Below are 14,495 nucleotides of genomic sequence, written 5' to 3' on the forward strand. Positions count from 1 at the left end.
CCGCATGGGATTCTTCGACACCCTCCTCTTCCCCTTCATCTGGTTCGACTCCGCCATCCTCGTGGGGCTCGAGTGGTTGCTGACCCGGATGGGTCTGCCGGACACCAGCGGGTGGACCTGGGTGCTGGCCATCGTCGGCCTGGTCGTGACGCTGCGGGCGCTCCTGACCCCGCTGATGATCCGGCAGATCAAGAGCCAGCGACGGCTGCAGATCGTGCAGCCCGAGCTGATGAAGATCCAGGCGAAGTACAAGGGCAAGAAGGACCAGGCCAGCCAGAAGGCCTTCCAGGAGGAGACCTTCGGCCTCTACCGGGAGGCGGGGGCCAACCCGTTCGGGGCGTGCCTGCCCATCCTCATCCAGATGCCGTTCTTCTTCGCGCTCTTCCGTCTGCTGAACACCGCGGAGACGGTCTCCCGCGGGGAGATCGAGCCACTGGGTCTGTTCACGCAGGAGCTGGCCAGCAAGATGGCCGGGTCGGAGATCTTCGGCGCAGGGCTCACCTCGACCTTCCTGCACGACCAGGACCTGTCGGCCAAGATCCTCTCCCTCATCCTCATCCTCGTGATGTCGGGGACGCAGTTCATCACCAGCCACCAGCTCATGCGGCAGAACATGTCGCCCGAGGCCCTCAACAGCCCGATGGCCCGGCAGCAGCAGATCCTCATCTACGTCCTGCCCATCGTCTTCGCGGTCACCGGTGTCAACTTCCCGGTGGCGCTGCTCATCTACTGGACGGTCAGCAACTTCTGGACGATGGGGCAGCAGTTCTTCGTCATCCGTAACATGCCGGCGCCGAACACCCCGGCCGAGGAGAAGTACAAGGCCCGCATGGCGCGCAAGGGCAAGTCCGCCCTCGGCGTCCAGCTCAAGAACCCCAACTTCATGGCCGAGCGTGAGGCGGCCCAGGCGCAGGTCCAGGCGCGCGTCGCCGGCCAGCGGGCCCAGCCGAAGAGCAAGAAGCGCCGCAAGAAGCGCTGACGACGGCCTGCCCGTCCCGCGTCGCCCCCACTGACCCGACCGTCCTCGAGACAGGAGTGCAGATGAGCACCACGAACGACACCGACACCACGACCACCGACGAGCAGGCGGCGGCCGAGCATCCCGCGGCGCAGGAGCCCACCCAGGGCGGACCGGTCACCGACGAGCAGGGCGGGACGGACGACGGCACCGACCCCACGGATGTGACGCAGGTCACTACCGGCGACGAGGTCCCGGAGGCGGGTGACGGGGCCTCGCCCGACCTCGTCCGGGAGGGTGAGGTGGCCGCAGACTTCCTGGAGACCCTGCTCGACATCGCTGACCTCGACGGGGACCTCGAGGTGGACGTGGACGGCGATCGCGCCGCCGTGGCTCTCGTCGACTCCGAGGACGGTGCGGCACCCCGTCGGCTGGTCGGCCCGGGCGGTTCGGTCCTCGAGGCGCTGCAGGAGCTGACCCGGCTGGCCGTGCAGGCAGAGACCGGGGAGCGCAGCCGGCTGATGCTCGACGTCGCCGGCTACCGCGCGGACCGCCGCAGCGCCCTGGTGAGTCAGGCCCGCAGCGCCATCGCGGAGGTCAAGGAGTCCGGGCAGCGCCGAGACCTGGAGCCGATGACCGCTTTCGAGCGCAAGGTCGTGCACGACGAGGTGCTGGCGGCAGGACTCACCTCGGAGTCCGAGGGTGCGGAGCCCTCGCGCTACGTGGTCATCCTGCCGGCTGACTGACGCCGTGCCGGCCACCGGGGGCGCGCCACCGCCCTCTGACCAGGCGCGCGAGATCTTCGCCGACCGCCTGCCGGTGGCGGTGCGGTATGCCGAGCTCCTGGCCACGACCGGCATCAGCCACGGGCTCATCGGCCCGCGGGAGGCGGATCGCCTGTGGGACCGGCACCTGGTCAACTGTGCCGTCGTCGAGGTCCTCTGCGAGGACGACGCCCAGGTCGTCGACATCGGGTCGGGTGCCGGGCTGCCGGGTGTCGTCCTGGCCATCGCCCGGCCCGACCTGAGGGTGCACCTCGTGGAGCCGCTGCTGCGACGTACGACGTGGCTGGAGCAGGCCGTCGTCGCGCTCGGCCTGGACAACGTGACGGTGCACCGGGGACGGGCCCAGGCGGTCGACCTGCGGGCGCCGGTCGTCACCGCCCGGGCGGTGGCCTCGCTGGACAAGCTCGTGACGTGGGCCTTGCCCCTGCTCGCCGAGGGTGGTCGGCTGCTCGCCCTCAAGGGGCAGGCGGCGGCGACCGAGCTCGAGCAGGCGCGGCCGGTGCTGCGCCGGCACGGGGTGCGCGACGCGCAGGTGCATGTCCTGGCGGAGAGGACGCCCGCCGGTCCGGTCCGGGTCGTGGAGATCGTCCGTCCGGAGCCCGGGAGGGCGCGGCGGGCGGTCAGTCGGTCGTCGAGGGGCTGAGGTCGTCCCGTCCGAGCAGGTCGAGGATGCGCTCGAGATCGTCCTGACCCGCGAACTCGATGACCATCTTGCCCTTGCGGCGACCCATCGACACCTGGACCCGCGTGTCCAGGCGCCCGGAGAGCGAGCTGGCGATCTGCTCCAGCTCGGGTGAGGGTGTCGACCCGGTCGCCCGCCTCCGGGTGGGGCGGTCCTCGTCGCCCATCATGACGATCTCCTCGACCGACCGCACCGAGAGCCCCTCGGCGACGATGCGTTGGGCGAGCCGCTCCATGGCGGCGCCGTCGGCCAGGCCGAGGAGCGCGCGGGCGTGCCCGGCGCTGAGCACCCCCGACGCCACGCGGCGCTGCACCATGGGCGGTAGACGGAGCAGCCGGATCGTGTTGCTGATCTGCGGACGGGACCGGCCGATGCGCCCGGCCAGCTCGTCGTGGGTGCACCCGAAGTCCTCCAGCAGCTGCTGGTAGGCCGCCGCCTCCTCCAGCGGGTTGAGCTGCGCGCGGTGCAGGTTCTCCAGGAGGGCGTCCCGCAGCATGTGCTCGTCCTCGGTGGCGCGCACGATGGCAGGGATGGTGGACTGGTCCGCCGAGCGGGAGGCCCGGAGGCGACGCTCACCCATGACGAGCTCGTAGGGCGGCTCACCGGCGGCCACCTCGGCCGGGTCGGTGGGTCGGACGACGACGGGCTGCAGCACGCCGAGCTCCCGGATGCTGCTCACCAGCTCGGCGAGGTCGTCCTCGTCGAAGACGGACCGCGGCTGACGGGGGTTGGCGCGGATCTGGTCGAGATCGATCTCGGCGAACGACGCCCCGGGGACCGGCGCGAGGCCGTCATCGGGTGCGTCGGCCTCAGTGACCGCCTCGGGCTGTCCGGTGCGGCGAGGGTGCTCGTTTCCCGTGGAACCGGCCGACCCGGCGTCAGCGCCGCCGCCGGCGACCTGTGGGTCGTCCGCGGGCGCCGGCTCCGAGGCGGGGTCCGGGGTGGCGACCGGGGCCGGGACGCCGCCGTCCCCCCGGGGGAAGAAGACATCGCGCGGACGGTCCAGGTCTCCGGCCGGCTGCTGGGGGATGAGGGCCCCCAGTCCCCTGCCGAGTCCACGTCGTCGGTCGGTCATGACATCTCCTTCGTGCGGCGCATCTCGGCGGCCGCCTCGGCGTAGGACAGGGCTCCCGTGCTGGTCGGGTCGTAGGTCATCACGGTCTCCCCGTGGCTGGGCGCCTCGCTGATGCGCACGGAGCGCGGGATGGCGGTCCGCAGCACGCGGTCCCCGAAGTGCTCACGGACCTGGTCTGCCACGTCGGAGGCCAGGCGGGTGCGCCCGTCGAACATCGTGAGGAGGATGGTGGACACGTGCAGGTCGGCGTTGAGGTGCTGCTGGATGAGATCGACATTCTTCAGCAGCTGGCTCAGTCCTTCCAGGGCGTAGTACTCGCACTGGATGGGGATGAGCAGCTCACGCGCCGCCACGAAGGCGTTGACCGTGAGCAGGCCAAGACTGGGCGGGCAGTCGATGAGCACGAGGTCCGGTGGCTGATCCGTGGTCTCCAGATAGGACTGCACAGCCCGCCGCAGGCGGTTCTCCCGGGCCACGAGGGGGACGAGCTCGATCTCGGCCCCGGCGAGGTCGATGGTGGCCGGGGCGCACGACAGGCCGGGGACCTGGGGGCAGGGCTGGACCACGTCCGCCAGGGGCACGCCGTCGATGAGCACGTCGTAGATGCCTGCCGTCCCGCTGCTGTGCGGGATCGAGAGGGCGGTACTGGCGTTGCCCTGCGGGTCCATGTCGATGACCAGCACGCGCAGGCCGCTGCCGGCCATGGCCGCGGCGAGGTTGACGGCCGTCGTGGTCTTGCCGACGCCACCCTTCTGGTTCGACACGGTGATGATGCGGGTGCCCACCCACGGCCGGTCCCGAGGTGTGTCCGCCCCCGGGGGCTGCGGAGGTGCGGGGGTCTCCCGTGGGGCGCCACCGTCTGTTCCACGTGGAACGCTCGAGGTGGTTCCACGTGGAACAGACGGATCGACGTGCGCCGGCTCGGACGGCGCGGTTTCCCGTGGAACCGGCTGATCGCCCTCGTCGGTCCGAGAGCCGGTCGTGGGCCACCCGAGCGCGGTGGTGGTGAATCCGTCCATGACGGTGGCGCGGTCGTCGTCGTCCGTGCCCGGCCAGCCGAGCGCTCCGTCGTCATCAGTCATGAGGACCCCATCATCGCTGATCACCGACCTGCCACCAAGTCCGGCACGCACAGACGAAGCCGTCCACAGGGTGGTGGATCCACCCTGTGGACGGCTGTGGATGACGAGCGCCGTGGGGCGCGTCAGCGCCTGCGTCTGGTCAGCCGGTGAACGGCTCGAGCTCGTTCGCCAGCTTCTTCTTGGGCAGCGCCCCGACGATGGTCTTGACGACCTCGCCCCCGGAGTACACGTGCATCGTGGGGATGCCGGTGATCCCGTAGCTCTGCGTGGTCTGGGGGTTCTCGTCGGTGTTGAGCTTGACCACCTTGAGCGAGTCGCCCCACTCCTCCGAAAGCTCCTCGAGGATGGGCGCGATCATCTTGCACGGCCCGCACCAGGGGGCCCAGAAGTCGACGAGCACGGGGCCGTCGTGCTGCAGGACGTCCTCGGTGAAGGTGGCGTCGGACGTGTTGCTGATGCTCATGAATCTCCTTGTGTCACAGCGGTTGCGAGGTGGTGGGTCATGCCCTGGGCGTGGTCCCGGGCCGCGAGGTAGCGCTCGGCGTCCAGCGCCGCCGCACAGCCGGTGCCGGCGGCGGTGATGGCCTGACGGTAGGTGTGGTCGACGAGGTCGCCGCAGGCGAAGACACCCTCCACGCTGGTCTCCGTCCCGCGCCCCCGCACGACGACGTAGCCCTCGTCGTCGAGCTCGACCTGCCCGCGGACGAGCTCGTTGCGGGGGTCGTGACCGATGGCGATGAAGAGCCCGGTGGCGGGGACGTGGCGCTGCTCACCGGTGACCGTGTCGGCCAACTGGACCCCGGTGAGCTTGGGCGAGCCCTCCAGCTCGGTCACCGCAGAGTTCCAGGCGAAGGAGATCTTGTCGTCCGCCTGGGCACGCTCGGCCATGATCCGGCTGGCCCGCAGCTCGTCACGGCGGTGCACGACGGTGATGGAGCGGGCGAACCGGCTGAGGAAGGTCGCCTCCTCCATGGCCGAGTCGCCGCCACCGACGACGACGATGTCCTGGTCCCGGAAGAAGGCTCCGTCGCAGGTGGCGCACCACGAGACGCCGTGCCCGGAGAGCTCCTGCTCACGCGGCAGGCCCAGCTCGCGGTAGGCCGAGCCCATGGCCAGGATGACCGCCCGTGCCTCGTGGACCGTCCCCTCCGCGTCCGTGACCCGCTTCACCGACCCGCTCAGGTCGACCTCCACGACGTCGTCGCGGACGAGCTCGGCACCGAACCGCTCGGCCTGCTCCCGCATGTCCATCATGAGCTGCGGGCCCATGACGCCCTCGGGGAAGCCGGGGAAGTTCTCCACCTCGGTGGTGTTCATCAGGGCGCCGCCGGCGGTGACGCTGCCCTCGAAGACCAACGGCGCCAGGTTGGCCCGCGCGGCGTAGACGGCGGCGGTGTAGCCCGCCGGGCCCGATCCGATGATGATGACCTCGCGGAGGGCGGTGGCGTCACCACCGCCGGAGCCGCTGGGGCGGGGCAGCAGGTCGATGGTCATGGAAGCCTTCCTCGCGGGGGTGCACGGCGGATCGATGGTCCGGACGTGGGGGTCAACCGATCCTAGGACGACATTGTTCCAGGGGGCGGACCCGTGCGGGTGACCGGCCGAGGCGGCCCGCTCGCGACCGTCAGGGACCGGCGACCGGGTCGCCCTCCGGGTCGAGGGGGGCGATGCCCGGCTCCTGGACGCAGGTGCGCGGCACCATCCAGGCGTGCCCGCTGCCGTCGGGGGCGCGACCGAGCAGGACGACGACCTCCTGCTGGTCCGCACCGGCTCGCAGCTGGGCGGGCGCGGCATACCGCTGCTCCCACCGAGACGCGACGGCGGGCGGGAGCCCGCCCCAGCACTGCGTCGCCTGGGCCGTGGTCAGCGCCGACGGGCCGTCCGCCGCAGGGGACGTCGCGCTGACCTCCACGATGCGCGCGGCGTAGTCGTCGTGGACCACGACGCCCAGGTCGGGCACGACCGTGGGCGTCGCGACCTCGCTGAGGGTCCCCAGGCTGCCCGCCCCGTCGGCCTGCTCCTCGGAGGGGATCGCGGTGTCCTCCTCCGGTGTGCCGTCCGCCCCCGCGTCCTGCTCGCCCGCTGCGCCCGAGGTGTCGTCGCGGCCCTGCTCCTCCTGGTCCGCGACGGTCGTGTCGCCGGACTCCGCCCGGGACGGGTACTGCGCCAGCGCCCCGCTGTCACCGGTGCCCGTGCCCCCGAGGAGCTGGGTCAAGGTCACCGTGGTGATCGCCAGCCCTGCGGCGGCGGCGCCCAGCAGGCCGAGCGTCCGACCGGGCCGTCGCCGGCCCCGCTCGGCGGCGAGGTCGACCACCCGGTCCGCCGACCCGGTCAGCGAGTGGCCGGAGTCGGTGTCGAGGAGGTGCTCCCGCTCGACCGCCAGACGTGTCTGGATGCGGTGCACGAGGTGCTCGGGCATCGGCCCTGGGTCGGGCAGTCCGGAGAGCAGGGCGCGGACGCCGGTGGGGTCGTGCTCCTGGTCGTCGGGGTCGTTCGCCTCCGAGGGGTCAACGGGGGGCATGGCGCACCAACCTCCTCTCCTCGTGGGTCGTGGCTGCGTCAGGTGCGGGGTCGGGCCCGGACCGGGGCCTTCGGTGCGGCCCACGGGGATACGACGAGCAGGACGGGGGCGTGGTTCCCTGCCGGTCCGGCGCCACGCCGCTCACCGCCCCTCACCCTGACCGTCGAGGTGCAGCAGCCGGGCCATCGCCTCGCGCCCGCGCGAGCACCGGGACTTCACGGTGCCCTCGGCGACCTCCAGGACGGCCGCCGCCTCGGCGATGCTCAGGCCGTGCATGTCGACGAGGACGAGGGCGAGCCGCTGGCCCTCCGGGAGCCGGGCGAGTGCGTCCTGCACGTCCAGGCGCACCTCCACCGAGGTGTGCCGGTCCCGGGGGTCGACCGGCTCGTGCCCCTCGAGCTCGACGGTGGGCCGGCTGCGCCGCAGGCGGTCCAGGCACGCGTTGACCGTGATGCGGTGCAGCCAGGTGGTGACCTGCGCATCGCCGCGGAACGACCCGGCACGGCGGAAGGCGTTGAGGAAGGCGTCCTGGACGGCGTCCGAGGCCAGCTCGGGGTCGCGGGTGGTCCGCAGGGCTACCGCCCACATCCGGTCCCGGTGACGGCGGAAGATCTCTCCGAAGGCCTCGTGGTCGCCGTCCTGGTGGCGGCGCAGGAGGGTGAGGTCGTCCAGCCCGGCGAGCTCGGAGGCGCTGCTCACGGTGCCGGTCGGGCTCACCGGACGGTGATCTCGGCCACCCGCACGATCTCACCGTCCGGTCCGGCGAAGGCCCGGGTGAACCACAGGATGACGTAGCGCCCGGTGGCCGGCTCGTCCGGGGAGACGGTCCACGTCCCCTCCGCGGCCTCCTCGCTGCCCAGCTCGGTGGCACCGTCCAGGGTCGGGGAGTCCGCGACGTAGAGCGTCGCGCCCATGTCACCCTCCCCGAGCACGACCTCCACCTCGGACACCTCGGTGTCCTCCCCGAGGTCGAGCACGAGACCGGTGCCGCTCTTCAACGAACCCCAGTCCTCGGACAGGTAAGTGTGCGAGGTCCACTCGGTGCCCTCGTCGCCGTCGACGGCCAGCGGCGCCAGGTCGTTGCGCTCGTCCCCGTCGCCCTCGGGGTCGAAGGAGGTGATCCCCGCGATGCTGATCGGCCCCTGCGGCTCGGGGGCCGGCTCCGCCTGCTCGGTGTCCTGCGGCGGGGCCTCGCTCGTCACGGCGGCGTCGTCGCCCTCCTCGGGCTGCTGCTCGGTCGGCGAGCTCGTGGTCCCGGCGGTCCCGGGATCCTCATCCGAGCCGCCGAGGCCCCGCAGGACCCCCCAGCCGAGGAAGATGGCGATGCCGAGCAGCGCCAGCGTGATGACGAGGACCATGACGGTCTGGGCCCCCGTGCCCCGCTCCTCGGGCAGGCCCGCACCGGCAGCAGCCGTCGGGCGTGCTGCCGGGGACGTCGTCGTGGTCCGCGCCTGCTCGGCCCGGGCCTGGCTGGCCTCGCCACCGCGCAGGAGACCGCCCATCGTGTCGTCCGAGCGCGCCGGACGGGCCCCGTCGGGGGCCGCCGTGGACGCCTCCGTGCGGTAGTAGGGACGGGGCACCTCGTCGGTGGCGTCCGCGGTCGTGCCGTCCGCCCCTGGGCCACCGGCGCCCGTGGCGTGGGCTGCTGCCCCGGCTGCGGCGGAGGCACCGGCCGCACCGCGCAGCGCGTCGTCGGCGCGACCCTCGCGGCGTCGGGGTGTGGCGGGGGTGGCCAGCTCCCCCGGAGGCGTGCCCCGCACCATCTCCGGCGACCAGGGCGAGAGCTGGCGGACGAGCTCACCCGGCGTGTGCGGGGCCGCGTGCAGGTCGGCCTCCGAGCCGTGCGCCAGCCGGCAGAGGGCGTCGAGGTCGCCGGGGACCCCCGAGACCAGCTCCGAGGGTGCGGGGAGGGTGCCGTCGGCGAGTCGCCGGGCCGGACGGACGCCCGCGAGGTCCTCGCCCGGCCACCGGCCGGTGAGGGCGGTGTAGAGCAGCGAGACGAGGTCGGCGGAGTCGATGAGCGAGGCCTCGTCCGCGGTCACGTCGTCGGTGCCCTCCAGGGCCGAGGCGACCCCGACACCGGAGACCTTGACGGCACCCTCGCTGGTGCGCAGGACCGAGTGCGGGTTGAGGTAGAGGTGGTGCAGTCCGCGGCGTCGGGCCGACTCGAGGGCGGCAGCGCTCTCCCCGACCAGACGACGGGCCTCCTCCGCCGGGAGCGGGTGCTCCTCGACCAGCGAGGCCAGCGACTCCGCCTCGGACAACCCCTCCTCGATGATCCAGCACAGGCCGTCCTCGTCACCGACGTCCAGGACGCGCACGAGCCGGGGGTCGTCGACCGAGGCGACCCGCCGGGCACCGTCCAGCACAGCGGCCGCCACCTGGGCCGACGGGCCCTCGGAGGGCAGCACGGTGACGGCGACGAGGCGCCCGAGGGTGCTGTCCCTGGCCGACCAGTACTCCAGGCCCCCGCCCTCGCGCTCCGCCAGCAGCTCGTCGAGGACGTAGCGGTCACCCAGCCGGGTGCCGACCTCGAGCCGATCCATGCTGGTGTCCTCTCCTGGGCGGGTGCGGTGGTCGTCCCACCCTAGTGTGCCGCGACCCCCCGGCCCGGCTGCTGTCGCCGCGCCGTCCCGGGCCGGTGGATCCGGGGTCGGGCCGCCGGTCGGCTGCTCCTCCAGCCCGGAGGGCGAGGAGGCGGCGTCCGCGGCCGCCGTGGTGTCGACCCGCACCGGGTCGAGGTCGGTGACCGCTGCCGTCGCCCCCGTCGGGGTGAACCGGCGCAGCCCCGGGACCCGGCGGAGGAGGGGGGCGGCGACGTCACCGACCTCACGCACCCCGAAGCGGTGGGCGAGCACGGCATACACGACGAGGAAGAGGGTCCCCGCCACCCCCAGGGTCGCGGTCGCGCTGAGGAAGGCGTCCACCCCCTGCGGCTGGGTCGAGGTGGGGTCGGGCGGCGCGCCACGGTCCAGCAGCCGCATGGCCAGCCAGGCCGGGAGGAGCGCCACCAGCGCCGCGGCGGCCGCCCGCAGGTAGGTGGCCCCGGTGGAGCGCAGGCCCAGCGCGGGCAGGCGGCGGCGGGCCGCCCGCAGCCCCAGGACCGCTGCCGTCGTCTGGCCCAGGGCCTGGCCCAGGCCGAGCAGGACGGCCACCCGGGCGGGAGCGGCGAAGGCGGCGACGAGGCACATCGCCAGGAGCACCGAGGTGACGGCGACCTGGAAGAGGAACGGGGTGCGGGCGTCCTCGAAGGAGTAGAAGACGCGCGAGCACAGCAGGTAGACGCCGTAGGGCACCAGGCCGACGACCATCGCGACGACGATGGCGGCGATGGCGGCGTGCTCGGCGGGGGTGCTGCCGAAGTAGACGACCCGCACGAGCAGGGGCGCGAAGAGGACCATGCCGAGGGCGATCGGCACCATGGCCGACCCCAGCAGGCGCAGCCCCCGCGAGGTGTGCTCGGCCATCGCGGTGAGGTCCTCGCGCGCGGCGTCCTTGGACAGGACCGGGTAGATCGCGGTGAGCAGGGACAGCGCGATGAGCGAGTGCGGGAGGACGAACAGCGAGAAGGCGTAGGTGTAGGTGATCTTGCCGGGGGCGTCCGGCACCTGGTCGATGACATCGCTGAGCAGGTTGGTGACCACCAGCATCCCGCCCTGCGAGACGGCCATGTCGGCCAGCGCCCACCCGGCCATCACCCCCGCCGTGCCGAGACCGACCCCTCGCAGGCCCCACCGCGGACGCCACCGGAACCCGGTGGCGCGGACCGCGGGGACGAGGACCAGCGCCTGCAGCACGATGCCGAGCGTCGCCGACCCGGCCAGCAGCCCGATCATCCCGGGGGTCCAGTCCTGCAGCGCGATCGTGCCCGCGTCGGGGTAGCGGCGCATGAAGACGACGATGCCGGCGATGGCGACGACGTTGGCCAGGGCCGGGCTCCAGGTGAACGCCGCGAACCGGTGGTGGGCCGCCAGGATCTGCCCCATGACCGTGTGCAACCCGTAGAAGAGCATCTGCGGGATGCACAGGTAGGCGAACACGACCGCCAGCTGCAGCTTGGGGTCGTCCCACGCCCAGGAGAGGGCATACACCTTGGTCACCAGCGGGGCTGCCGCGGTGAAGACGACGGTGCCCAGCGCCAGGATGGCCACCGAGACGGTGATGAGCCGGTCGCTGTACTCCTGGCCCTCCCTGCCGCGGGTCATCGCGCGGGTCAGCTGCGGCAGCAGCAGCACGTTGAAGACCCCCGCCGCCAGCAGGAGGTAGATGGTGTTGGGGATGGTGTTGGCGGTGTCCCACACGCTCCCGGCCGGGGTGAGGACGCCGATGGCGATGCCGAGGAGCGCCATGCGCGCCATCCCCAGCAGTCGGGAGGCCAACGTGCCGCCCGCCATGATGACGCTGGAGCGGGCCAGGGACGAGCTGGACCCGGTGCCTGCGCTGTCGCTCACGGGGCTCCCTCCGGGGCAGGGCCGGCGCCGGCGGTCGGGCCCGGGGGCGTGCTGCGCAGCGCCCGCGCCAGGCCGAGGACGAGGACGAGTCCGGCGACCCCTCCCAGGACCCAGTAGACCCAGATCCCGGTGGGCTGGACCCGGACCTCGATCGCGACCGGCTCGCCCAGGGTCGTGCCGTCCGGGGTGCTGAGCTGGGCGATGAGCGTGGTCTCACCCCGGGTGATGGAGCGGGCGGCCACGGACGCGGTGGCCCGGCTGTCGGGGCCGATGTCGACGGGGTCCGGCTGCTCGATGACCTGGAGCCGGCCGTTCGTCGCGACCAGCTCGAGCGCGACGCCCTCGACGGCCACCCCGAGGTCGTTGACGACGGTGATGCCGATGTCACCCTGGTTGGTGAGGAAGTTCACGCTGCTGGGCGTGACCCAGACCCCGTCCCGGGTGGACTGGATGTCGTCGCGCACCACCGTGCGCGTCTGCAGCCATCCCTCCTCGTGACCCCGCCAGACGCCCGACCACAACGTGTCGAGCACCGGGCGCCAGGAGTCCAGCGCCGTGGTGTCGGCGAGCACCACCGCCAGGTCGTCGAGCTGCTCGGCGCTGACGGCGAGCACCTCCGCCCGCTCGGCGTCGACCGGGCTCGCCGGCGCGCGGAGCTGCTGCACGAGGTCGCCGAGCACGGCCTCCTGGGGTCCCTCGCCGGTCAGGCGTACCTGCTGGGTGCCCTCCGCCCGGTCCAGCAGGTCCTGTGCCGACACCGACCGCAGCCACGGGGCCGCGCGCCAGCCGTCGCTGAGCTGCTCGAGCACCTCGGCGCTCGCGGGGGTGAGTCGCGGCGGGGCGATGACGAGCTCGCGCACCTCCGAGGGGTCCTCGAGGTGGGTGCCCAGGGTATGGGCGAGCAGGTGCTGGGCGGCGGCTCCCGCGCCCCGCTCCTCGGCCTCCTGCGCACCCTGGCCGACCAGGGCGCTGGTCCAGGAGTCGGCTCCGAGGGCGACCAGGTCACCGGGGCGCTCCAGCGGTGCGGCCCCCCGGCGCGGCAGGGCGGCGGAGTCGGCGGTGAGGCTCTCCCGCGGCAGGACGACGACCCGCAGATCGGCGTCGACGCCCCGCACCAGGGCCGTCATCTGCGCCATCTCCCCCGGGTCCGGGTCACCCTCCACCGGCCAGGCCACGTCGTGCCGACCGGTGCCCAGCACCAGCGGGTCGGCGGGGGAGGCGGACGGGGCGAAGAGGTCGGCCACGACGTCGACGGGGGGCTGGCGGCGTCGGACCAGGTCCAGGTCGGGGTCGTGGCGGGGCAACCACCACAGCTGGTCGTCGGGCAGCCCGGCCAGCGTCGTGGCGAGGGTCGCGGCGGCGGCCCGGACGTCCTCGGCGTCGGCTCCGGAGGGCTCGGCCGGCGCGGTCTGCTCCGGCGAGGTGGTGGCGGAGCCGTCGTCCGGCACGGGGACGGGGACGGTCTGGTCGGGGGTCGTCGTCTCCTCGGTCCCCGTGGCGTCCCCCGGGGTGGGCGTGGCGGTGGCCGGCGGCTGCGGCGTGGGCGTCGGCGTCTGCTCGACCGTGCCCTCCCGGGGCGTGGAGATCCCCGGTGCGGGTTGCGGGGCCAGCACCGTCGCCGGGTCGACGACGTACGTGGCGTCGGGCACGTCGAGTCCCTGCAACCACTCCGTCAGCGTCGACCCCGGTCCGATGGCGGCGGTCCACGCCTCGGCGTGCTCGTCGTCGACCGGGCTGAACAGGCCGGGGTCCGCCGGCAGCGTCAGCGGGACCACCCAGGCGGTCTCGAGGGGGTTCTCGATGTCGTCGCGGCCGGCGCTGGAGAGCGTCGAGCGCAGCTCGGCCCCGGCGGGGGTCCCCGCGGTGTCGTCGTCGTCCTCGGTGGCGCCGATGACCAGGGGCAGCACCCCGGCCGTGTCCGGGAGGTCGTCGGTGACCGATCCGGGGACCTCCACCTGGAAGGGCACGGCCCCGCTGGCCGGGACGACCGGTCCGACGGTGTCGTCCCCGAGGACCAGCTCCGGCCCCCGGGGCAGGTCGCCGTCGAGCCAGCGGTCCACCTGCTCGCGCGAGGTCAGCGAGGTCGGGGACAGGGTGGCGGTGAGCGAGGTCAGCCGCCGCGGCACGGACCCGTGGTTGAGCAGCCGGCCGGTGAGCGTCACGGGCTCACCCGGGACGAGCACGACGGGGTCGACCTCGTCCAGCAGCACCGACACCTCCGTGGTCTCGGTGGCCGAGGGGGGCTGCGCCGCGACGGACGCCGCGGGAGACCCCACGGCGCCGCCGACGGGCGCGAGGACCAGGCTGGCCCACAGCGCGAGGGCGAGGGCCGAGGTGGGCAGGCTCCGGGGACGTAGCGCCCGCCGCGGACGAGGGGGGATGGTGGTCAACGCCGTGGTCCCTCAGGCGCTCCGGGTGAGTCGGAGCCAGGCCTCCCGGGCGATCCGACGCTCGTTGGGGAAGGTGAGCTTGCGGTGGACCTGGTCCAGCGGGACCCAGATGGCGTCGATCGCCTCGTGGTCGGGGTCGTTGTCGATGGTGAGACGTCCTCCGGTGGCCTCCAGGAGATAGTGGTGGACCATCTTGTGGATGCGGTGCGAGGGGGTGGTGAACCAGTACTCGATCGTGCCCAGGGTGACGAGCACCCGGCCCTCGATGCCGGTCTCCTCGGCGACCTCGCGCTCCGCGGTCTGCACCAGGGTCTCCCCGGGCTCCACGTGACCCTTGGGCAGGCACCACTCGACCCGGCCCGAGCGGTTGCGGCGCGCGATGATGGCGATCCTCGCCCGTCCCTCGTAGACATCGATGACGACACCCCCCGCCGAGGTCTCGTTGACCGACGGCAGCCGTCGCGCGCCATGGTGCTGGCGCGGAGGCGTGGTGGTCATCCACCCACTGTAACGAGTGGGGTCCGCCCGGCCCGGACGACGACCCAGCCCGG

The 14,495-nt window shown here is 73.3% G+C and carries 12 protein-coding genes; 3 read left to right on the forward strand and 9 right to left on the reverse strand.

From position 1 onward, the window contains the following. The first annotated feature begins 4 nt into the window (after positions 1 to 4). The 3 genes from yidC to rsmG all read left to right on the forward strand — a co-directional run bounded on the left by yidC (position 5) and on the right by rsmG (position 2,386). Positions 5 to 979: a membrane protein insertase YidC gene (gene yidC / locus AVL62_RS12595; RefSeq protein ID WP_058892010.1), complete on the forward strand. Its 975-nt coding sequence runs from the start codon at positions 5 to 7 to the stop codon at positions 977 to 979. 62 nt (positions 980 to 1,041) lie between these two features. After that, complete coding sequence (locus AVL62_RS12600; RefSeq protein WP_083518934.1) at positions 1,042 to 1,704, forward strand: protein jag; 663 nt, start codon at positions 1,042 to 1,044, stop codon at positions 1,702 to 1,704. Between the two features lie 4 nt (positions 1,705 to 1,708). Further along, the gene (gene rsmG, locus AVL62_RS12605; protein WP_058892011.1) at positions 1,709 to 2,386 is read left to right on the forward strand and encodes a 16S rRNA (guanine(527)-N(7))-methyltransferase RsmG; all 678 of its coding nucleotides are present in this window, start codon (positions 1,709 to 1,711) and stop codon (positions 2,384 to 2,386) included. Here the strand turns inward: rsmG and AVL62_RS12610 are convergent. From AVL62_RS12610 to AVL62_RS12650, 9 genes are all read right to left on the reverse strand, one after another. Continuing rightward, positions 2,364 to 3,500, reverse strand: coding sequence for a ParB/RepB/Spo0J family partition protein (locus AVL62_RS12610; protein ID WP_058892012.1), 1,137 nt, complete (start codon positions 3,498 to 3,500; stop codon positions 2,364 to 2,366). The two genes, rsmG and AVL62_RS12610, sit on opposite strands and share 23 nt — an antisense overlap. Continuing rightward, entirely contained in the window at positions 3,497 to 4,285 is a 789-nt protein-coding gene (locus tag AVL62_RS12615; RefSeq protein ID WP_153011786.1) for a ParA family protein, read from the reverse strand. Before AVL62_RS12615 ends, AVL62_RS12610 begins: the two co-directional genes overlap by 4 nt. A gap of 436 nt (positions 4,286 to 4,721) precedes the next feature. Further along, on the reverse strand, positions 4,722 to 5,045 hold the full coding sequence (trxA, locus tag AVL62_RS12620) for a thioredoxin (RefSeq protein ID WP_058892013.1): 324 nt from the start codon (positions 5,043 to 5,045) through the stop codon (positions 4,722 to 4,724). Beyond that, positions 5,042 to 6,076 (reverse strand): thioredoxin-disulfide reductase, encoded by a 1,035-nt coding sequence (gene trxB, locus AVL62_RS12625; RefSeq protein ID WP_058892014.1) that lies wholly within the window; start codon positions 6,074 to 6,076, stop codon positions 5,042 to 5,044. The genes trxA and trxB overlap by 4 nt, the downstream gene beginning before the upstream one ends. Before the next feature lie 130 nt (positions 6,077 to 6,206). Then, complete coding sequence (locus tag AVL62_RS12630; protein ID WP_058892015.1) at positions 6,207 to 7,103, reverse strand: hypothetical protein; 897 nt, start codon at positions 7,101 to 7,103, stop codon at positions 6,207 to 6,209. Positions 7,104 to 7,244: 141 nt separating this feature from the next. Further along, the gene (gene sigM, locus AVL62_RS12635; RefSeq protein ID WP_058892016.1) at positions 7,245 to 7,820 is read right to left on the reverse strand and encodes an RNA polymerase sigma factor SigM; all 576 of its coding nucleotides are present in this window, start codon (positions 7,818 to 7,820) and stop codon (positions 7,245 to 7,247) included. Then, positions 7,817 to 11,554: a lipid II flippase MurJ gene (locus tag AVL62_RS12640; protein WP_058892017.1), complete on the reverse strand. Its 3,738-nt coding sequence runs from the start codon at positions 11,552 to 11,554 to the stop codon at positions 7,817 to 7,819. The genes sigM and AVL62_RS12640 overlap by 4 nt, the downstream gene beginning before the upstream one ends. Further along, positions 11,551 to 13,944, reverse strand: a complete 2,394-nt coding sequence (locus AVL62_RS12645; protein WP_058892018.1) for a DUF6049 family protein — start codon at positions 13,942 to 13,944, stop codon at positions 11,551 to 11,553. The genes AVL62_RS12640 and AVL62_RS12645 overlap by 4 nt, the downstream gene beginning before the upstream one ends. A 12-nt stretch (positions 13,945 to 13,956) precedes the next feature. Further along, positions 13,957 to 14,442 (reverse strand): NUDIX hydrolase, encoded by a 486-nt coding sequence (locus AVL62_RS12650; protein WP_058892019.1) that lies wholly within the window; start codon positions 14,440 to 14,442, stop codon positions 13,957 to 13,959. Between the last annotated feature and the right edge of the window lie 53 nt (positions 14,443 to 14,495).

Source organism: Serinicoccus chungangensis (genome assembly GCF_001483745.1).
GTDB lineage: Bacteria > Actinomycetota > Actinomycetes > Actinomycetales > Dermatophilaceae > Ornithinicoccus > Ornithinicoccus chungangensis_A.